Origin of the sequence: Endozoicomonas sp. YOMI1 (assembly GCF_024606345.1) — a bacterium.
Taxonomy (GTDB): domain Bacteria; phylum Pseudomonadota; class Gammaproteobacteria; order Pseudomonadales; family Endozoicomonadaceae; genus Endozoicomonas.
In genome coordinates this window covers 12,952-30,923 of record NZ_JAHHPM010000172.1, presented here as the reverse complement: position 1 = coordinate 30,923, position 17,972 = coordinate 12,952, and the positions used below count along the sequence as shown (strand labels likewise).

The following is a 17,972-nucleotide window of genomic DNA, read 5'->3' as shown; positions in this document are numbered from 1 at the left end:
GCATAAAAAAAGCCATCCCTGGCAACCTAGGTTCGTCAGATAAAGAGAAAAAGAAGATTTAACGGTGGTCTTGTTAGGCCCATCTTCTGGCCAGCAACGCATTGACCGGATCGGCCAGCACGTCGCCGAAATCGTGGTTATTCAGGCTGTCACTGTCGTAAACAATGGTTTTCACTATGTTGGGAGTGATGCCAAACCTGGCCGCCACGGCTTTATAGGACCATTTCTGTCTTACCAGTGCCTTGACCTGCTGGCGCTGTTCACCGATCAGTGTGATTTTTGTCGGTTTTCCAGCCAGCCCCATTTGCCGACGGTGGTAATAAATCACCGATTTGGTGACACCCAGTGTTTTTCTCATGTCCGCCAAAGAGGCACCGGCGTCGTGCAATACCTGAATTTGTGCCTGCAGTGCGTTCATTTTTTCGACCTGGGTCATGATGGCACCCTGAACGTCATTGTGGCGGTGGTATCGTCCAGCAGCCGAAGGTTGTAATCAATGCTGATTTTGCAGCGGCGAAAATCGTCAGCGGTCAATTGCCACTGGCGCTCGCTTAACAGGCCTATGCGTTCACGAATCAACTGTTCTTCAACCTTTGTTTGATTGGATGGTTTGTTCTGCTGGTACAGGCTCATGTCAGCTCCGGCATAATCACGTTGACCACTTCCTGCAATGGCTGGTCAAAGTCAGGATTTTTCAGGCGCATGCTGTCTTCGGTGCAACGGGTCAGTATCTTCAGCCATTGATCGCGGCCATCGATGTTCAGCACACCCGCCACGCCCAGCTTGCGGTTCTGCCAGCAGAGGCGCCAGTGGTGAGTCATGTTGTCCAGGCGCGGGTCGTAGCGCACGGTGACGGCCACGTCGTTCTGGCCGACAAAACCGCCCGCTGCAAATATCTCTTTGGCCGACACCGGCCGGATAGCGGCCCAGCACTCCGTGACAGTCTGCCAGCATTGTGGTTCGTCGGTCACCGAATCAGCCGGTTCGCAGGCGATGGGCTGTTCGATGATCACCCGGTGTTTCAGCTTGCCGGGCGCGGCGGGCCGCTTCACGGGTTGCTCCGGATGCGGTAATCGTTCAGCAGGTAGGTATACCCATAGGGCATTTCTTCCAGGTTCACCTCGGTGGCGGCTTCGCGGTTTTCGTTCAAATAACTGACCATCAATAATGCCGCCTGTTTGATCACCGGGTCAGCGATCACGGCGTTATCCGGTGGCGAATCCATAGCCTCCAGTGCTGCCTGGCTGGCCACTACGGGGCGGTTCAGGTGACGCTCAACACCCAACTCCACTGCCTTACCGATATCAGACAACACAGACCGGGTATCGTTATTATCAACCTCCCGGCACCAGAGCAACATGTCGTCAACGGATAACCAGCCGCTCATGCCTTGGCCTTGCTGTGTTGCAGGTATTTCACCGATTGGCCGCTGGCATCCAGCAACGCGCCGTCGTGTCGGCTGAAGGCCAAAAAACCCACCTGCCCCTTGCGGGTGTAAACACTGTCAGTCATGCGGAACAGGGTCACTGACATGACATCACGGATCAGGTAGTTGGACAGCTGGCCAAACAGAATGGACTTGGCATTGGCGGCTGGCGCGTCCATGTACTGGTTGATTTCGTAGGGGTAACCCAGGATGGTGTCCGGTTCGCTGACGGCAATGCCGGGTATCCACAACGGTCGGCCTTCGTTGTCTTTCAGCATCTTGATGGTTTTCAATGCCTGGTCGGCAAACATAAACCGGGCGTTCATGCGATAAATGGGGTCAACGCTGTGCTCCAGGTTGATCAGGTCGTCAAAACCAATCATGACACCGCTGGCGGCAGTGGTTCCCTGGGTGGCGGCAGGCACGATCCCGGTGGGCTGGCCACTGCCGGTGCCAAGGGTAAAATGCTTGTTGGTGATGCGGCTGATGCGCTGGGCCAGCAGGCGAACAACGTACGCTTCAATGTCAATGCGTGAGTCCTGCAACAGCTCAAAAGGCACGGCGACGCCTTTGGAGCTGTATTTCCAGGCACCGATGGTTTTGATGCCGAAGTTCGGGTCTTCATCGGTGACGGCGGTGTTCTCGGCGACAATCTCACCTTCCTGGTTCAGGTTGTCCGCCACCGGCCATTCGATCGGCACGCCGCTGTCGGTTTGCTGGATGGTCGCCACCAGTCGCATATTGCCGAACAGTTTCATTTCTTCAATCAGTCGGGTGGCAAAATCAGTGGGGACCAGGTAGCCTCCGGCGGTGTCGGTACCGGTGGACAGGTCGGCCCGGAGTCGTCGTTGTTCCACATACTGACGCTGATCCACATCAAGAGCATCAATGCCACCACGCAAAAAACGGTTAAAGATCGTTTTTTCCATGGCGATGTTGTGGTGCGCTTCATCGTCGGATACTTCGTCCCGTTCGCCCCGTTGCCGGGTAATGGCGTGGTCAGCGGCTTCGATTTCCAGCTGTTCCTCCAGTCGTTTCAGCTGGTCATCGATGCGGCGAATTTCGGCGACAATAGCGTCGTATTGCTGGTTGTGGTCGTCGTTCCAGTGCTCTGGCTTGATGCTGTCGATTAATTGCCGTGCGTTGCTGGCGGCCTGGCTGCGTTGTTCTCTCAGGGTTTGAATATCCATGGTGGTTTCCGGTGGTTATTAACATATGGTCATCAGTCAATTGGGTTGCCAACAGCGCAAAAAACAGCAACAGCGATCGGTGCATAACTTAGGCAATCAGCGCCAGGCGTCGTTTAAGGTGCGCGCGCAGGGCGGCAGGATGGGTTGGTTGATAGGTTTCTGGCGGATGTCGGTAGGCGCTTAGATCAAACCGTCTGTTGTTGGCCTGGCTGTCATTGATGCCATCTGCCAGCCGGTCGGCAAAGCCGTTGTCCACCGCCTGCTGCCCGCTCATCCAGGTCTCGTCGGCCATCATATCCAGCACCGTTTCCCGGTCTAATCCGGTCCGGGTGGCATATTCGTTAGCCATGTTGCTGTCGATCAAATCCAGCAGTTCTGCCTGGTCCCGCAGTTCATCGGCATTGCCAACCACAAACGACCAGCCCTTGTGAATCATGAAAAACGCCCCTTCACTGATGCGCACTTCGTTGGCCCCCATGGCCAGAAAGGTGGCCGCGCTGGCGGCCAGCCCGTCGACATGGGCTATGACGGTGGCCGGGTGCTGGGCCAGTGCCGTCTGCATGGCACGGGCGGTGAATACATCGCCGCCGGGTGAATTGATCCGGACATTCAGGGTCGGTACGTCCAGGGCATTGACTTCACGGGAAAAGCTTTCGGCATCGATGCCCCACCAGTCGTCAATGACGTCATACACATAGACCGTTGCCTGCTGGTCATTCTCGGTCTGTACCCGGATTCCGGATGTCGTCGGGTTCTTCCGGATCAGGTTCATCAGTTTGCGCTGGTTCACGTTGCTCACCGGTCAGGGGTTGATAAAGGGTATCGCCGTTGTCCACGGGCCGCAGGTTCTCTTCCCGGCGGATTTCATTGACGGTTTTCCAGCCAGGGTTCTGGTTGCCGCCCAGGGCGATTTGATGGGCTTCATTGCGCGCCTTGATGTCACCACGCAGCAGCGCGTTGACGTCAAATTCGCTGAAATACTGGTGGCTGCGAAACAGCTTGCGGTTCAGTTCCTGCTCGATGCGGGTCAAATGTGGACGCAGGGTGTAGCGGACAAAGCCGATGGACTGCTGTTCGATGCCGGTGCCCCAGCTGGTTGTGGTTTCCTGTGCGCCAATCATGTGCGGTGGTACGCCGAAAATGCGGGCAATGTCCAGCACCTGGAACTTGCGGGTTTCCAGTAATTGCACGTCGTCGGCCTTGATGTTCAGCGGTGCGAATTCGCCCCCCTCGGTAATGATCGGCGGCAGGTGTGCCTGCTCGGCACCAACGACGTGCGACTTCCAGTAATCGCGCATCATTTCAAACTGTTCCCGGGTCAGCTTTTGCGGAAACTTGATGTAGCCTGGGCTGCTGATGCCCTGTTTGAAATAGAGGCCGGTGAACTGGTCAGCACTGAGGGCATTGCCGACACTGTTCAGCGCCGCCGACTTGATCACCGACATGCCGGTCTTGCCGTTCCAGCCGACACCGGGAAAGTGCAGGATGTCGCTGGGGTAGAAACCAACAAAGGCAATGTCGTCCTTGGTGGCCCTGGGCAGTTGCTCACGGTCCTGGCTGATGGCGACAATGTAACTGAGTTCACCTTCCACCAGGCGGACATCAACCCGGGAGGGATTGACGTAGATCAGCCGACGGACCCGGCCGTTCAGGTCGCGGTCAATCACCGCGTAAGCGTTGCCGTCCAGTAGCATGTCGGTGACCAAAGTCTCCCAGAACACCAAAGCGGTGACCATGGGCGACGGCTCCAGGCAGAGCTTCGGCAACAGCGGGTGATTGTCGCTTTCTTCGCGGATGCCGCCGGTCTTGCGCTGGTAAATTTTCAGCGGGATGGACGCGATGGCACCGGCAATCAGCGACACGCAGGCAAACACGGCGGCGACCTGCAGCGCGGTCTGGTGGTTGACCACGGAGCCGGAGTGGGATCGGACGCCCAGCACGTCCATCAGCTCTTCCCAGGTCAGCTTTTTGTTCTTGTCGGCCTCGGCTTCTGAGCGGATATTGGCCAGCTCTTGCCGGGTCTGTTCCAGTTCCTGCTTCAGTTGTCGTTTGCTGTTGAACAGTTTCATCCGGTCATTACAAAGTCGGGGATCGGGGAGTCGTGGTAACCGTCGTCCGGTGCTTCTTTCATCATCGCGCGGGCCATGGCGGTGACCAGGGCGACCGGGCCGTCGATCTTGTTGTCCGGCGTGTCCTTGTTCGGGAACACGTTCTCGTTGCGGTCAACCCGGGCGGTGACGTTGGACATCATCCAGTTCATTACCGGGTGCCGATCGTGGTGCAACCGGCCGTCGATGATCAGTGCCTGGATCTCTTTCATCGGGTCACTGAGCTGTTTGACGGTCTGGCCCACTTCGGTCATGACCCGTTCGTCCTCTTCCGCCAGCTGGGTGGCCAGTTGCGTGGCTCCCCAGGGATCGTAGGCGATTTCCAGCGGGTGATAGCGGTCTGCCCAGTCGTTGATGGTCTGGCGGATGGCGTCGTAATCGACGATCTGGCCGGGCGTCAGGGTCAGCAGCTTCTGTTCCGCCCAGGCTTTATACAGCTGCTGGACATGGTGCGACTTGCCGCTGCGCTGGTCGTCTATTTGAACTTCCGGCAGCCAGAAATGCACCTTGATGTGATAGCGCCGGTCGCCGTCACAGAACAACGCCACCAGGGCGGTGATGTCCAGCTTGCTGGCCAGGTCCAGGCCGAAGTAGCAGGGCATGAGGGATAACTGCTCTTCGCTGGCCAGCGCTGGACATCGTGACCACAACTCCATGTTGAAAAAAACGTCTTCACCGGCTCCCCAGATGTCCAGCCGCTTGCGCTTGAATTCGCTGGCAGCGGCCGGGTTCTGTTGCGCCTTCTGACACAAACGCTGCATGTCCTCAAGCTTGACCGAGATGCCCAGGTTCGGGTTAGCCTGGATCCATACGTCCGGATTTTTCCACTGCTCCGGGTCATCCAGGGTGTAAATCATGCCAAAGCAGCTGTCGTCGTCGATGACGCCTTCGAGCACCTTGGTTAAATAGTTGCGCACCTCGTAGCAGATGCCGGTGCGGTCACTGCCAGCGGTGGTGATGACCAGCAACAAAGGCTGTCGCCGGGCGGCGCAGGATAGTTCCAATACGTCGTACACGCGTCGGTTCTTGTGGGCGTGCAGTTCGTCGATGATGGCGCAGTGGGTGTTCTTGCCTTCCAGCGTGTCGGAGTCGCTGGCCAGCGGTTTGAAGCTGCTGGCGCTGGCTTCATGGCAGACGCTGTGGTTAAAGGCTTGCAGGTGGTAGCGCAGGGAAGACTGCCGGGTCATGTCGCGGGCGGCGTCGAACACAATGCGCGCCTGGTCGCGACTGGTGGCGGCGCTGTAGACTTCGGCTCCGGGTTCATTGTCCCATTGAGTCATGTATAAGCCAATCGGCGCAACAAACGTGCTTTTGCCGTTTTTTCTGCTCACTTCTATGTAAGCGTATTTGAAACGGCGCTGGTTGTTTTTTTTCCAGTACCAACCAAACAGGTTGATCAGTATGAACACTTGCCAAGGCGAAGGTTGGATTTTCTGGCCGACCCATTCGCCCTTGATGTGGGGCAAATAATTGTAGAAGTCGATTACTTCCTGAGTTTTGCCAACATCAAAAACCAGCCCGCGCTTGTCACCGTTTGCCATATCGTCGATAAAGCGGGCGCAGGCTTTTCGGGTCCAGTGGCATGCGTTGATGAGGCCGTCATTAACATCATGGGCGTATTGTTGGCCGGTTCTCCAAGTCAAAGACATGAATTATACGTAGCAATTGGTTTTGACAATCAATCCGCTTAACAATCCAATCTGATTCAAAAGCCAGCCAGGTTCATTCTCATTCATGCGGCAGCGTTTGGCCGTACCGCGAGTCACTTTCAAGTTGGTCGGGAGTATAGGTCTGCCTGCCATGGGTTCGATTCCGGTTTGATTTTTATACAAGTTGATTTAGGTCAACTATTGCAGGGCTTCCAGAAGATTTCATTTTGGACGCACAAAAAATGTGCTGGCCGCGCGCCGTCTTTTCTAATAAGGCTGAAGTTTTGACCCCGCCCCCCCTGACTGGCACTCTGCCCAGCCACCCTTTGCGGCAGTAAGGCTGTAGCGACCTGTTCAGTTAAGGCTGAATGCCTTGCGCAACAAGGGCTGCAGCCATCTGCCTACGGCATGTCCGGTCGTTGGACTCGGCCTGTGTCTTCATCCGATGGCAGCTGTCGCAAAGGCTTTGCAGGTTGCTCAGGACATCGTCACCGCCCCGGGACTTCGGCCTGATATGGTCAACGCAGGATGCTTTGGTGAATCGCCCTGACTTTAAACACATCTGGCACAACCAGCTATCACGGCGCATCACCTGTGACCGCAGCTTTGTCCATTGATGACCATAGCCGCGCGTGTGACTGCTGCCCTGTCGCCAGTGGCTCCAGCCGCTGGATTTTGACGTGGTTGATGAGCGCACTGTTTGCCGGTTCCTGTGTTGTTCACAATAACCATGGTCCAGCGTGGTTCTGTGACAACAGCTTCTGACACGACAGGGCCTGGCGATTCGTTTCGGCATCACTCACCCGCTTCTTCCGCGTTCAAGAACTGACGAATCAATTTCATCGGCACGTACGGCCGCAAGCGAATGGTGCGAACCACCTGATCCTTTTTCGGTATGCAGCGCACACCCAAAACGCTGTGGTCGGTGCGGATATAAACCAGAGACGCTAAATCATTCTCCTGGCATTCATCCAGAGCCGTACGCAGTGTGGCACCGGTCATCGGGCGGGTAATCCAGGAACACGCGGGTAACAGTAATATCAAAAACAAAACAAGACAGCGCATCAGTCACACTCATAAATGCCCTGACAATCCACCAAGCTGGCCATGCTGGCTCAACTGAAAAAAGCCAGCGCCAGGACGGACTGCAAGTGCGGGTCAATATTGGCCTTATCCGTCAATTGTTGTTCCGGTGGGTAGTATTCAATACCCAGGGCGTCGGGTCCGAACAGTTTATTTTTGATGCTCTGCATCTCCTGCCAGTTAAAGTCATAAGCCTTTCATCACCCAACGCCTTCGGGTAAGCAATTTTACGATTTGCAAAATCACAAATAATGAAACTAAAATCAGTTACAACAGGAGGTCGCTATCGTTGCAGCACCAAAAGCTATTGGAAAAACTGAAGGGCAACCCGAAAACCTTTCCCTGGAAAGATGTGGTCAGGCTTCTCACGGCACTGGGCTACCAGAAGCAAGAGATGCCCGGTTCGCGGGTGCGCTTTTACCATAATTCGAATAAACACATGCTTCGTCTTCACCGGCCTCACCCGGAAAACCACCTGAAAGGAGGCGCTCTGAAAGACCTGATCGAAGTATTGAACCAGCAGGATTATTTTTCATGACCCAGTATTTCAATTACAAAGGATACCAAGGCACCATTGAACCACAGATTGAAGACGGCACACTGTACGGCAAGCTGGCGTTTATCCGTGATTTGGTGACTTACGAGGCGGACACGCTGACATCCCTGGAACAGGAATTCCGGCGTTCGGTGGATGACTACCTGGAGGATTGCGCCGCCCTGGACAAAGAGCCGGACAAGCCGTTCAAGGGTGTATTGAACGTTCGCCTGGGCGCAGAACTTCACCGGCAAATTGGCTTACTGGTGAACAGCCAGCCGGGAAAATCGGTCAATGCCTTTATTTGTGATGCGGTCCGGGAAAAACTGAATCGCATGGATAATGAGGGTACCTCTCACCATCACCGGTAGGTCAGAACAGCTGTCTGACCTCCGCCTTATGATCAGGCCAGTCATACTGGCCACCACTTTTGGTAAGGAATCCCTCTTTCATTAACTTCTGAAAATACCCACGGACCTGTTTGTCACGGTAACCTTTGCGAATACAGGCACGCTGGCTTAAAACTTTGTCGCCGCTGTCACGCCGGGCCAACTGCATTTTTTTGAACGCCGGGTAACTGTGGGCCAGGGTTTCGAGGTTCTTTGCTTTCGGCGATGGCGGTTTAGTGGTATCAGCGACATCAATGTCTTGGTCAATTGGCCGGACCATAAACAACACACCCAGGGTATCCAGCAACCCGGCCAGCAGGATTATCACGCCCGTCACCACCTCACTTTGTATGTTCAAAACAGTCGCCAGCAAGGCCAGCACCGCCGCCAGTTCAGAAACCTGAGGCTGTGGTAGGCTGGCCAACTGGTCACGCAGTTCGGCATTGCGCTGTTGCAATGGCAATGCGTGGTTGCGGATCCGGTCCAGGGTCAGGTAAGTGGCGATGGCCTGGTTGTTCTGATCGATCTCTTCAGACACCAATTCGCGCACCTGCGCGATATGGTCAGCATTATCCAGGTTGATGGTCAGGGCACGGTGCAATCCACCGGCCGAACCCAGCACTGAAACCGCGATTAATAAACCGGCTATAAAACGTCGTTGGCCGTATACTGAGCACCATTTACCCAACTCAAACACCAATGCCATAGACGCCAAAATTGACCACGAAAACCAGCCATCGGCCACCGAGGTCAGCAGCAAAATGGACAGGATTGCCGACAAGCCAGCAGTTATATAAAAACCAACTTTTAAAACTTCATTGTAATTTTTCATCATTAATTCGATTTAATTCGTATTTAATTAGTATTTAATTCGCAATTATTTATCAAGCGCTATCCTCAGTGCAGCAAGGCTTTCAGGATTTTTCGGCATTTAATTATTTAATTCGGACCCAACAATAAAAAAACACCTTTTTTAATAATCGATTCTTGATAGAAATTTAATCCTTTATAACCTGTCGAAAATGCCGTTTTTGCTTCACTTTTAACCACCCGTTCAGGAAATGTTGGCCGTAAAATTGCCGGATAACATCATCCTCAGAATGACCATTTAAAGTCGGCTTTTTTGTTAAGTTATTGTCGTTTACTAACCGTTGGCCAACCGTCCATAAATCAAGTTGCTGCATACATCCCCCGACCGGCAATATTGCAAAACGCGATGTCATCACCGGTCAAAGTCGGCACCTCAAGCGCGGCATTCTGCCAATACCAATTCACCATGCTCTGCCCGTGTTGTTCAATAAACTCACAGAAGCGGTTGAACAGGTCTTCATGGGCCAGACCGTAGAGCTGCCAATGGCTGCGCAGCACGGTGCCGTGCAGCTGGGTCTTCACAAACTGGTAAATAAAAACATGGCAAAACAGGTAATCTTCCGGATTCAGTGAAAAACACTGGTATTCCGTTGTATCTCCAGTGTCATTATCTGTTACGTTAGTAACATAAAAACCACTTAAAAGAAGGAATTCCTTCTCTTTTTCAACATCTGCGCCCGGGTAACCCAGACGCCGCGCTCTTTCTTTTTCGTATCGCTCATCAGCGCACCTCCCTGAACTGCACATGGACCGCGATATCTGACAGTTGGTTGATATCCATGGCCAGCATCAGGATTTGAATGGTTGCGTGTTTTTTGTTTTCAAACTGTTTCATGCCGCTACCCTCCAGCCACAGACCAGCGCGCCGATCTGGTCAGCCAGAGTGCAGGCTTCCTGGTGGCTGTTGGCGGTAACGGTGGTGTAACGCAGGATGGAATTGGTGGCGCAGGTGGTGCAAGTGGCGCAGGTGTCGGCCAGAATGGCAAGCGTATAGGTATTAGGCATGAGTTGATCAGGTCTGTGCCTGTCTCCGAAGGCTGCTAATCCTTAGATTGGAGACAAGCCGGGTGGGATTAACAGTACCGGCTCAACTGGTACACCGGCCCCCGAAGGGTCCCACCCGGCCCGTCATAAAACGGTATGAAATCTGGGTGTGTAGATACAAAAAAGACGCGGTTAGGGTGCGTCTTTTGCACCAATTGATTTGTGTACCGGGCTGCTAATCCCGCATTCCTTTATAGAACGTAAAATAATGTATATTTTGCGCCCTTTATTGTCCATACTTAACCACGTTAAACTATCGAAAATGGCGGTAAAATGGCGGTACAAAATTTCAGCATTTAACAATTATTCCTTATATTTCAAGCTGTTATAGGTTTTAATTATGATTCTGGAAGAAGTCATAGATCTCTCGCGCTTTCAATTTGCCATTACTGCGCTCTATCATTTTCTATTTGTGCCACTGACCATTGGCATGACCTTTATCCTTGCCATTATGGAATCCGTCTATGTCATGACGGGTAAACAGATTTACAAGGATATGACCCGGTTCTGGGGAAAACTCTTTGGTATCAACTTTGCCGTAGGTGTCGCCACCGGTCTGACCATGGAGTTCCAGTTCGGTACCAACTGGTCCTACTATTCCCACTATGTTGGCGATATTTTCGGCGCACCACTGGCCATTGAGGCCCTGATGGCCTTCTTCCTGGAATCCACTTTCGTGGGTATGTTTTTCTTCGGTTGGGATCGCCTGAGTAAAGTGCAGCACCTGGCCTGTACCTGGCTGATGGCCATTGGTACCAATCTGTCGGCGCTCTGGATTCTGATTGCCAACGCCTGGATGCAAAACCCGGTAGGTGCCGAGTTCAACTTTGAAACCATGCGCATGGAGATGACCAGCTTTGCCGACCTGGTATTCAACCCGGTGGCACAGGTTAAGTTTATCCATACAGTAGCGGCTGGTTATACCACTGGCGCTATTTTCGTCCTGTCCATTTCTGCCTACTACCTGCTGAACCATCGTGATATCGGCTTTGCCCGCCGCTCCTTCGCGGTGGCTTCAGGATTTGGTCTGGCCGCCATTCTGTCCGTTATTCTTCTGGGTGACGAATCTGGCTATGAGCTGGGCGATGTTCAGGAAGTAAAACTGGCAGCCATTGAAGCGGAATGGGACACACACCCGGCACCGGCCAGCTTTACCGTTATCGGGATTCCTGATCAGGAAAATATGGCAACCGACTACGCCATTAAAATTCCATACCTGATGGGCATTATTGCCACCCGCTCACTGGATGAAGAAGTGACGGGCATCAAAGACCTGATTGAAAACAAGATTGCCCGCATCCAGAGCGGTATGGAGGCCTATGACCTGCTGCAGAAACTGAAAAATGGCGAAGATACGCCGGAAAACCGGGCAGCCTTCCTGGAAGTGGTGGATGACCTCGGCTATGGCCTGTTGCTGACCCGCTATACCGATAACATTCCCGGGGCAACCAATGACATGATCCGTCAAGCGGCAGAAGATGCTATTCCAACGGTATGGCCACTGTTCTTTTCGTTTCGCATCATGGTTGGCTGTGGCGTCCTGATGCTACTGCTTCTGGTGACGGCATTTGTGAAAACCGCCCGTCGTAATGAATACAAAAGCCGCTTCTTCCTGAAACTCTGCTTCTGGTCTCTGCCCCTTCCCTGGATTGCCAGTGAAATGGGCTGGTTTGTGGCGGAATTCGGACGTCAGCCATGGTCGATCTCCGGTATCCTGCCCACCTATCTATCTGCGTCCACCCGGACTGTCACAGATCTATACCTGAGCATCGTCGGCTTTACGCTGTTCTACAGTATCTTTGCCATCGTTGAAGTATGGCTGCTGGTGAAATTCGCCAAACTGGGCCCTAGCAGCCTGCACACCGGTCGTTACCACTTCGAACAACAGCAGACTTTAACCGATGCTGCCGTTTCTGACAGTCCCCTCCATGGAAAAGCATAAGGAGCGATGACGATGGATTATGAAATTCTCCGATTTATCTGGTGGGTTCTGATTGGCGTCCTGTTTATCGGTTTTGCCATCATGGATGGCTACGATCTCGGCACCGCCAACCTTCTGCCATTCATGAGCAAAAACGACACTGAACGACGCATTATGATCAATGCGGTTGCTCCCCACTGGGACGGTAACCAGGTTTGGCTGATTACGGCCGGTGGCGCGCTATTTGCCGCCTGGCCTACCGTCTATGCGACAGCCTTCTCCGGCTTTTACTGGGCAATGGTTCTGGTACTTTTTGCCCTGTTGATTCGCCCGATGGCTTTTGACTACCGCTCGAAACTGGCGGCCCCACGGTGGCGCAATGCCTGGGACTGGGGACTGTTTGTCAGTGGTATTGTCCCATCCCTGGTGTTTGGTGTTGGCTTTGGCAATATCTTTGTCGGCTTTGGGTTTGAGCTGGACGGCTTTATGCGTTCCAGCTTCTCTGGTTCATTCTTTGACCTGCTCAACCCATTCTCGCTGCTGTGCGGCGTCGTCAGTGCTGCCATGCTGACCATGCAGGGCGCTGTCTGGCAGAAAATGCGTTCCGGCGAACCCATCCGTCACCGTGCAGTAATGGTCGCCCGCTACTCTGCCCTGCTGACTATAGTGGCATTTGCCACGGCTGGATTCTGGGTTGCTCATATCAACGGTTACCAGATCACCAGTATTCTGGATACCAACGCGCCATCCAACCCGCTGGAAAAAACCGTCATTCTTGCTCAAGGTGCCTGGCTGAATAACTACAGCCAATACCCGATCATGATCATTGCTCCTGTGCTTGGCTTCCTGGGTACCCTTGGCGTAGTTATCTTCTCCGGCACCAAACAGGATGGGCTTAACTTTACCTGCTCATCACTGGCACAGGCCGGCATTATCATGACTGCGGGTTTCAGTCTGTTCCCGTTTGTACTGACTTCAAGCACCGACCCATCATTCAGCCTGACCCTCTGGGATGCAACCTCAAGCTTTATGACGCTGGCCATCATGACCGGTGTTGCCATTGTGTTTGTTCCCATCATTCTTGGCTACACCATCTGGTGTTTCTACAAACTCTGGGGTCGCATGACCGCTGAGCGCATTAAACAAGAAAGTCATTCACTTTACTGAGAGGGAGCTGAACAATGTGGTATTTTGCATGGATCCTTGGTGTACTTCTGGCCTGCGCCTTTGGCATCATCAATGTGATGTGGTACGAATTTCATTCGGACAATTTTGATAATGAAATTAACGAGTTAGACTCATAGAAAATTTTTTAGGTTGCAATTTGATTGTAACCTGAGCCTCAAAAACGGTACCAAACCGTACCTTTGCTGCATTTTGTGGTGAATGTTATACGGGGAAAATGGTACCGTTTTTTTGTATCTTTCTGGTACACCTTGGTTTTCCCACAACCTGTTGTTCACCTTTTCAACCACTCCATAAAAAGCACTCTCAAAACCTGCCGTTCTTCACGGCCAGTTTTGTCGCATGCAAACCAAAAAGTGAAATTTTTTCTTATTACCACTTCGCAAATGCACGACTACCGCCAAACACCTTACATGCGTACAATAACTATCTTCCCAAAATTCACCTCTGAGCTATCTGGTCCCATGCTCCCCGGCGTCAATAAAAGACAATGGTAAAAACCACGGGCGGTAGCGTACCCAGTTAAAACAAAATGGAACTGTAGCCGTGCTTCTGGACAACAAACAGAATGGTAAGGTGGGCGAAGAGCTACGCCGACACCTGAACAAAGGAACAAAGCTGTCTGTACTCTCTGGCCTATTCTCCATTTATGGTTTTGACTCGCTGAAGAAAGAATTATCTTCTGTAGAAGAAATACGTCTGTTGCTATCCAAATCACTGCAACCAGAGACAGCTCACAATACGCCCTTTGCTGAGCTAATCGGTGACCGCTTTGAACACCGTCTCAGAAATCAGCTCAACCAGATGCAAATCGCCAAAGAATGTGCCCGATGGATTGAGCGCAAAGTAGAAGTACGCTCCACCTGCATGGCCAATCAGAATATCTTCCATCTCAGTCAGGCAGATAACTACGATACCGCCATTCAGGGTAGCTCAAACTTTACCAGCACAGGGCTTGGTTACAGTGAATCTGATCAGTTTGATATGAACATGTGCCTGACAGATAGCGCTGCCACCCAGGGTATGCTGGAGTGGTTTAATGCCATCTGGGACAGCCCATCTGCTAGCGACGCCAAACAGCTTCTATTGGACCAGCTTAACCAACTGACTCAAGATCAATCGCCCCAGTTCATCTACTTTCTGACCCTTTATCATCTGTTCAAAGATTTCCTGGAAGAGATCGACGAAGACAGCATCATCAAAAGCAAAACCGGTTTTAAAGATACCCTGGTCTGGAACAAACTCTACAAATTCCAGAAAGACGGTGTGCTTGGTGCCATCGACAAGCTGGAACGCTATAACGGCTGCATCATTGCCGACAGTGTGGGCCTGGGTAAAACCTTCTCTGCCCTGGCAGTTATCAAATACTACGAACTGCGTAACGACCGGGTACTGGTTCTTGCCCCCAAAAAGCTGCGGGAAAACTGGACCGTTTACACAGTGAACGACAAACGCAATTTATTGGCGGCAGACCGGTTCAACTACGATGTACTCAACCACACTGACCTGACCCGCACCACCGGCCAATCCGGTGAGATCAATCTGGAAACCATCAACTGGGGCAACTATGACCTGATCGTGGTTGATGAATCCCATAACTTCCGCAATAGCAGCTCCGCTAAAGAAGGTCATACCCGCTACTCCCGGCTGATGGATGACATCATCCGCTCCGGGGTAAAAACCAAAGTACTGATGCTCTCGGCAACACCGGTCAATAACCGAATGAACGACCTGAAAAACCAGGTTGCTTTCATCACCGAAGGGCAAGACACCGCCCTTGAATCACAGGGCATCAGCAGCATAGAAATCACCCTGAAAAAAGCCCAGACCCAGTTTAATCAATGGCTAAAGCTGGACGAAGCGCAGCGGAGCACCGAATCGCTTTTGGAAGGCATGAATTTTGACTACTTCAAGCTACTCGACCTGCTCACCATTGCCCGCTCCCGCAAGCATATTGAAAAGTACTATGACATCGCGGAAATCGGAGCCTTCCCGGAACGCCTGAAGCCACTCAATATCAAGGAAGACATCGATTCAAACGGCCAGTTTCCACCGCTTAAGGAGATCAACCGTATCATTCGGCGCTTAAACCTCAGTGCTTACGCGCCACTGAAGTATGTGCGGATGGAAAAACGGGCAGAGTATAACCGCAAATACGATGTTCAGGTCAGTGAAGGCTCAGTGTTCAAAATGGTGGATCGTGAGCAGAGCCTGATTCACCTGATGCGGGTAAACCTGCTGAAACGGATGGAAAGCTCGATCCACTCCTTCGCACTGACCCTGAAAAAACTGCTCGGGGCTGTGGACTTGCTGCTGAGCAAACTGGACAACCATGCCAGCGATGAGGTTGAAGAACTCAGCATTAACGATATCGAGGTAGACTCCCCGGAGTTTGACGCTTACCTCATTGGTAAAAAGGTCAAAATCCTGATCAAGGATATCGATCACATCCTCTGGCGCCAGGACCTGGAAGAAGACCGCACCCGTCTGCAACAACTATTAACGGAAGCTCAGGCCATTGATGCAAAGCGGGATGCCAAGTTGCATCGCCTGCAAGCCATCATTGAGCGTAAATGTCAGCAGCCTCTGAACCCGGGTAATAAAAAGGTGATTATCTTCACTGCCTTTGCGGATACCGCCCAATACCTGTATCAGCACATTGCGCCGTGGGTCAGCCAGCAGCTCGGGCTGCATACGGCACTGGTCACCGGAGCCGGCAGCAATAAAAGCACGCTCGCTGGCGTCAGCAGTGACCTGAACAACCTGTTAACGGCCTTCTCGCCCGTCTCCAAAGAGCGAAGCAAGGTGAATGATAGCCCCGGCGGTGAGATTGATATTCTGATCGCCACCGACTGCATCTCCGAAGGTCAGAACCTGCAAGACTGCGACTTCCTGATCAACTACGACATTCACTGGAACCCGGTCCGCATTATTCAGCGATTTGGCCGGGTAGACCGCCTCGGCTCAAAAAATAGAGTTATCCAGTTGGTCAACTTCTGGCCCAATATGGAGCTGGACGAATACATCAACCTGGAAGCCCGGGTCAGTGGTCGTATGGTGCTGCTGGATATATCCGCCACCGGTGAAGAAAACGTCATTGAGCAGGACAGCGGTAAACAGATGAACGATCTGGAGTACCGCCGCAAACAGTTGCAGGAATTACAAGACAACGTTGTGGACCTGGAAGACATTTCCGGCAGTGTTTCCATTACTGACCTAACCCTGAATGACTTCCGAATGGATCTGTCCGGCTTTATGAAAGAGCATCTGGGCGATCTGGAATCCGCTTACACCGGGTTATTTGCCGCCTGTACCATTGACCCTGCATTTATTCGCCAGACCGGTGATCACTCCATTGAGCCGGGTGCGCTCTTCTGCTTAAAGCAACTCACCGATCAAGAACCATCGTCGTCCGATGGCTATGCGCTGGCACCGCACTATCTGGTCTATGTCACCGACGACAATGAGGTGAAGTACCCGTTCAGCCAAACCAAAAAGATGCTGGATATCCTGAAAAAGCAGGGGCTCGGTCATCACCTGCCCAACCAGGAAGCCATTCAGTCATTCAACGCTGTAACCCGACATGGCAAAGACATGGAGCTCTACCGGCAACTGCTGGAAACGGCGATTAGCAGCATTATTGGCACCCATCAGGAAAAAGGCATCGACAGCCTGTTCAGCCGTGGCGGCACGCGACTGAATCAGGGGCGCTTCCAGGGCATGGACGATTTTGAAGTGGTCAGTTTTCTGATCATACGGGAACCGGCTCAGGCTGCAGCCCCATGACCCTGAACGACTTTTACCAACAACTTGCTATACCCGATAGCTGCCAACTGCAACGGCGCATCTACAAAAAACAGCTGTTTAGTAACGTCGCCTTCAGCAAGAGCGACCAAAAACGGATCAATGAGCAGATCGACACGCTGGCCCTTCGCTACAGCCTGAGCCCGGAGACCATCAATATTTCCAGATACGAAGACCCACAACGGGAATATCTGGAAATAGCGCTTCTGCAAATCACCCTGAAAAAGCCAACCAACACCGATAAACAACCGACCAAACTGGCAGAGCTGATCCAGAAGGCGATTCCCTACCCCACCATTCTTGTGTTTGTCCGGGAGAGTCAGATCGCCATCTCCCTTGCCCATAAACGGATCAACCTGGCCGACAGCAGCAAACTCACGCTTGAGCGCAGTTTCGATACCGGCTGGCTGGATTTATCGCAGCTCAGCCTTGACCAGCAGGCGTTTCTTGCGGATTTTGCGCTACCGCGATGCAGCTTTATCAATTTCTACCAGTGCTATCAGGATCTGGTGCGCCGGGTGGTGGCACTGAACTGCGCCGATTTGACCGGTCACTACACACTGACCAACGACACAGAAAGCGATCGGCAAACCCGACTGGACGAGTTACGCAGTCACCAGCAACAGGTGTCGCTATTGCGAGCCGAACTGAAACAGGAAACCCGGTTTAACCACAAGGTTGAACTGAATATGCAGATTAAACGGCTGGATCAACAGATTCAGACGCTGAAAACCCAGCTGTAATTCATTAACGGATAGAGATTCCCCT

21 protein-coding genes are annotated in these 17,972 nt (G+C 52.6%); 7 read left to right on the top strand and 14 right to left on the bottom strand.

The window, feature by feature from the left end; all coding sequences use genetic code 11:
• Nucleotides 1-73 precede the first annotated feature (73 nt).
• The 11 genes from KDK15_RS06075 to KDK15_RS06025 form a co-directional block, all read right to left on the bottom strand.
• Entirely contained in the window at nucleotides 74-436 is a 363-nt protein-coding gene (locus KDK15_RS06075) for a hypothetical protein (protein ID WP_257294472.1), read from the bottom strand.
• Nucleotides 433-633 (bottom strand): hypothetical protein, encoded by a 201-nt coding sequence (locus KDK15_RS06070; protein ID WP_257294471.1) that lies wholly within the window; start codon nucleotides 631-633, stop codon nucleotides 433-435. The genes KDK15_RS06075 and KDK15_RS06070 overlap by 4 nt, the downstream gene beginning before the upstream one ends.
• Nucleotides 630-1,052, bottom strand: coding sequence for a phage head closure protein (locus KDK15_RS06065; protein WP_257294470.1), 423 nt, complete (start codon nucleotides 1,050-1,052; stop codon nucleotides 630-632). The genes KDK15_RS06070 and KDK15_RS06065 overlap by 4 nt, the downstream gene beginning before the upstream one ends.
• Nucleotides 1,049-1,387 carry a head-tail connector protein gene (locus tag KDK15_RS06060; RefSeq protein ID WP_257294469.1) on the bottom strand — a complete coding sequence of 113 codons (339 nt, stop codon included), beginning with the start codon at nucleotides 1,385-1,387 and terminating at the stop codon, nucleotides 1,049-1,051. The genes KDK15_RS06065 and KDK15_RS06060 overlap by 4 nt, the downstream gene beginning before the upstream one ends.
• Nucleotides 1,384-2,616 carry a phage major capsid protein gene (locus tag KDK15_RS06055; protein WP_257294468.1) on the bottom strand — a complete coding sequence of 411 codons (1,233 nt, stop codon included), beginning with the start codon at nucleotides 2,614-2,616 and terminating at the stop codon, nucleotides 1,384-1,386. Before KDK15_RS06055 ends, KDK15_RS06060 begins: the two co-directional genes overlap by 4 nt.
• Before the next feature lie 88 nt (nucleotides 2,617-2,704).
• Nucleotides 2,705-3,406, bottom strand: a complete 702-nt coding sequence (locus KDK15_RS06050) for a head maturation protease, ClpP-related (RefSeq protein WP_257294467.1) — start codon at nucleotides 3,404-3,406, stop codon at nucleotides 2,705-2,707.
• Nucleotides 3,330-4,685 carry a phage portal protein gene (locus KDK15_RS06045; RefSeq protein ID WP_257294466.1) on the bottom strand — a complete coding sequence of 452 codons (1,356 nt, stop codon included), beginning with the start codon at nucleotides 4,683-4,685 and terminating at the stop codon, nucleotides 3,330-3,332. Before KDK15_RS06045 ends, KDK15_RS06050 begins: the two co-directional genes overlap by 77 nt.
• Nucleotides 4,682-6,373, bottom strand: coding sequence for a terminase TerL endonuclease subunit (locus tag KDK15_RS06040; protein ID WP_257294465.1), 1,692 nt, complete (start codon nucleotides 6,371-6,373; stop codon nucleotides 4,682-4,684). The genes KDK15_RS06045 and KDK15_RS06040 overlap by 4 nt, the downstream gene beginning before the upstream one ends.
• Before the next feature lie 358 nt (nucleotides 6,374-6,731).
• The gene (locus tag KDK15_RS06035; RefSeq protein WP_257294464.1) at nucleotides 6,732-7,169 is read right to left on the bottom strand and encodes an HNH endonuclease; all 438 of its coding nucleotides are present in this window, start codon (nucleotides 7,167-7,169) and stop codon (nucleotides 6,732-6,734) included.
• Nucleotides 7,169-7,438 (bottom strand): hypothetical protein, encoded by a 270-nt coding sequence (locus tag KDK15_RS06030; RefSeq protein ID WP_257294463.1) that lies wholly within the window; start codon nucleotides 7,436-7,438, stop codon nucleotides 7,169-7,171. The genes KDK15_RS06035 and KDK15_RS06030 overlap by 1 nt, the downstream gene beginning before the upstream one ends.
• A gap of 50 nt (nucleotides 7,439-7,488) precedes the next feature.
• Nucleotides 7,489-7,626, bottom strand: a complete 138-nt coding sequence (locus KDK15_RS06025) for a hypothetical protein (RefSeq protein WP_257294462.1) — start codon at nucleotides 7,624-7,626, stop codon at nucleotides 7,489-7,491.
• A gap of 119 nt (nucleotides 7,627-7,745) precedes the next feature.
• On the opposite strand from KDK15_RS06025, the gene KDK15_RS06020 reads away from it, so the two are divergent.
• Together KDK15_RS06020 and KDK15_RS06015 are read left to right on the top strand one after the other, a co-directional pair.
• Nucleotides 7,746-7,994, top strand: a complete 249-nt coding sequence (locus KDK15_RS06020; RefSeq protein WP_257294461.1) for a type II toxin-antitoxin system HicA family toxin — start codon at nucleotides 7,746-7,748, stop codon at nucleotides 7,992-7,994.
• Nucleotides 7,991-8,362, top strand: coding sequence for a type II toxin-antitoxin system HicB family antitoxin (locus KDK15_RS06015; protein WP_257294460.1), 372 nt, complete (start codon nucleotides 7,991-7,993; stop codon nucleotides 8,360-8,362). Before KDK15_RS06020 ends, KDK15_RS06015 begins: the two co-directional genes overlap by 4 nt.
• A 1-nt stretch (nucleotide 8,363) precedes the next feature.
• Here KDK15_RS06015 and KDK15_RS06010 read toward each other — a convergent pair whose 3' ends face one another.
• From KDK15_RS06010 to KDK15_RS06000, 3 genes are all read right to left on the bottom strand, one after another.
• The gene (locus tag KDK15_RS06010; RefSeq protein ID WP_257294459.1) at nucleotides 8,364-9,215 is read right to left on the bottom strand and encodes a hypothetical protein; all 852 of its coding nucleotides are present in this window, start codon (nucleotides 9,213-9,215) and stop codon (nucleotides 8,364-8,366) included.
• Nucleotides 9,216-9,550: 335 nt separating this feature from the next.
• Complete coding sequence (locus KDK15_RS06005; RefSeq protein WP_257294458.1) at nucleotides 9,551-9,997, bottom strand: hypothetical protein; 447 nt, start codon at nucleotides 9,995-9,997, stop codon at nucleotides 9,551-9,553.
• Nucleotides 9,998-10,081: 84 nt separating this feature from the next.
• Nucleotides 10,082-10,255, bottom strand: coding sequence for a hypothetical protein (locus KDK15_RS06000; protein ID WP_257294457.1), 174 nt, complete (start codon nucleotides 10,253-10,255; stop codon nucleotides 10,082-10,084).
• A gap of 379 nt (nucleotides 10,256-10,634) precedes the next feature.
• Here KDK15_RS06000 and KDK15_RS05995 point away from each other — a divergent pair, with 379 nt between their 5' ends.
• The 5 genes from KDK15_RS05995 to KDK15_RS05975 all read left to right on the top strand — a co-directional run bounded on the left by KDK15_RS05995 (nucleotide 10,635) and on the right by KDK15_RS05975 (nucleotide 17,947).
• On the top strand, nucleotides 10,635-12,236 hold the full coding sequence (locus KDK15_RS05995; protein ID WP_257294456.1) for a cytochrome ubiquinol oxidase subunit I: 1,602 nt from the start codon (nucleotides 10,635-10,637) through the stop codon (nucleotides 12,234-12,236).
• Between the two features lie 12 nt (nucleotides 12,237-12,248).
• Entirely contained in the window at nucleotides 12,249-13,382 is a 1,134-nt protein-coding gene (gene cydB, locus KDK15_RS05990; RefSeq protein ID WP_257294455.1) for a cytochrome d ubiquinol oxidase subunit II, read from the top strand.
• A gap of 14 nt (nucleotides 13,383-13,396) precedes the next feature.
• A complete protein-coding gene (gene cydX / locus KDK15_RS05985) occupies nucleotides 13,397-13,519 on the top strand; it encodes a cytochrome bd-I oxidase subunit CydX (RefSeq protein ID WP_101748098.1) in 123 nt (40 codons plus the stop codon).
• Nucleotides 13,520-13,946: 427 nt separating this feature from the next.
• Nucleotides 13,947-17,186 (top strand): helicase-related protein, encoded by a 3,240-nt coding sequence (locus KDK15_RS05980; protein WP_257294454.1) that lies wholly within the window; start codon nucleotides 13,947-13,949, stop codon nucleotides 17,184-17,186.
• The gene (locus tag KDK15_RS05975) at nucleotides 17,183-17,947 is read left to right on the top strand and encodes a DUF4391 domain-containing protein (RefSeq protein ID WP_257294453.1); all 765 of its coding nucleotides are present in this window, start codon (nucleotides 17,183-17,185) and stop codon (nucleotides 17,945-17,947) included. Before KDK15_RS05980 ends, KDK15_RS05975 begins: the two co-directional genes overlap by 4 nt.
• Nucleotides 17,948-17,972: the final 25 nt, after the last annotated feature.

Excerpts from the sequence above, each read along its gene's own strand:
- KDK15_RS06000 (WP_257294457.1), bottom strand. The coding sequence starts at position 10,255 with ATGCCTAATACCTATACGCTTGCCATTCTGGCCGACACCTGCGCCACT.
- KDK15_RS06070 (WP_257294471.1), bottom strand. The coding sequence starts at position 633 with ATGAGCCTGTACCAGCAGAACAAACCATCCAATCAAACAAAGGTTGAA.
- KDK15_RS06055 (WP_257294468.1), bottom strand. The coding sequence starts at position 2,616 with ATGGATATTCAAACCCTGAGAGAACAACGCAGCCAGGCCGCCAGCAAC.
- KDK15_RS06030 (WP_257294463.1), bottom strand. The coding sequence starts at position 7,438 with ATGCGCTGTCTTGTTTTGTTTTTGATATTACTGTTACCCGCGTGTTCC.
- KDK15_RS06005 (WP_257294458.1), bottom strand. The coding sequence starts at position 9,997 with ATGTGCAGTTCAGGGAGGTGCGCTGATGAGCGATACGAAAAAGAAAGA.
- KDK15_RS06015 (WP_257294460.1), top strand. The coding sequence starts at position 7,991 with ATGACCCAGTATTTCAATTACAAAGGATACCAAGGCACCATTGAACCA.
- KDK15_RS06075 (WP_257294472.1), bottom strand. The coding sequence starts at position 436 with ATGACCCAGGTCGAAAAAATGAACGCACTGCAGGCACAAATTCAGGTA.
- cydB (WP_257294455.1), top strand. The coding sequence starts at position 12,249 with ATGGATTATGAAATTCTCCGATTTATCTGGTGGGTTCTGATTGGCGTC.
- KDK15_RS06035 (WP_257294464.1), bottom strand. The coding sequence starts at position 7,169 with ATGCCGAAACGAATCGCCAGGCCCTGTCGTGTCAGAAGCTGTTGTCAC.
- KDK15_RS06045 (WP_257294466.1), bottom strand. The coding sequence starts at position 4,685 with ATGAAACTGTTCAACAGCAAACGACAACTGAAGCAGGAACTGGAACAG.
- KDK15_RS05975 (WP_257294453.1), top strand. The coding sequence starts at position 17,183 with ATGACCCTGAACGACTTTTACCAACAACTTGCTATACCCGATAGCTGC.
- KDK15_RS06025 (WP_257294462.1), bottom strand. The coding sequence starts at position 7,626 with ATGCAGAGCATCAAAAATAAACTGTTCGGACCCGACGCCCTGGGTATT.
- KDK15_RS06040 (WP_257294465.1), bottom strand. The coding sequence starts at position 6,373 with ATGTCTTTGACTTGGAGAACCGGCCAACAATACGCCCATGATGTTAAT.
- KDK15_RS06060 (WP_257294469.1), bottom strand. The coding sequence starts at position 1,387 with ATGAGCGGCTGGTTATCCGTTGACGACATGTTGCTCTGGTGCCGGGAG.
- cydX (WP_101748098.1), top strand. The coding sequence starts at position 13,397 with ATGTGGTATTTTGCATGGATCCTTGGTGTACTTCTGGCCTGCGCCTTT.
- KDK15_RS05995 (WP_257294456.1), top strand. The coding sequence starts at position 10,635 with ATGATTCTGGAAGAAGTCATAGATCTCTCGCGCTTTCAATTTGCCATT.
- KDK15_RS06010 (WP_257294459.1), bottom strand. The coding sequence starts at position 9,215 with ATGATGAAAAATTACAATGAAGTTTTAAAAGTTGGTTTTTATATAACT.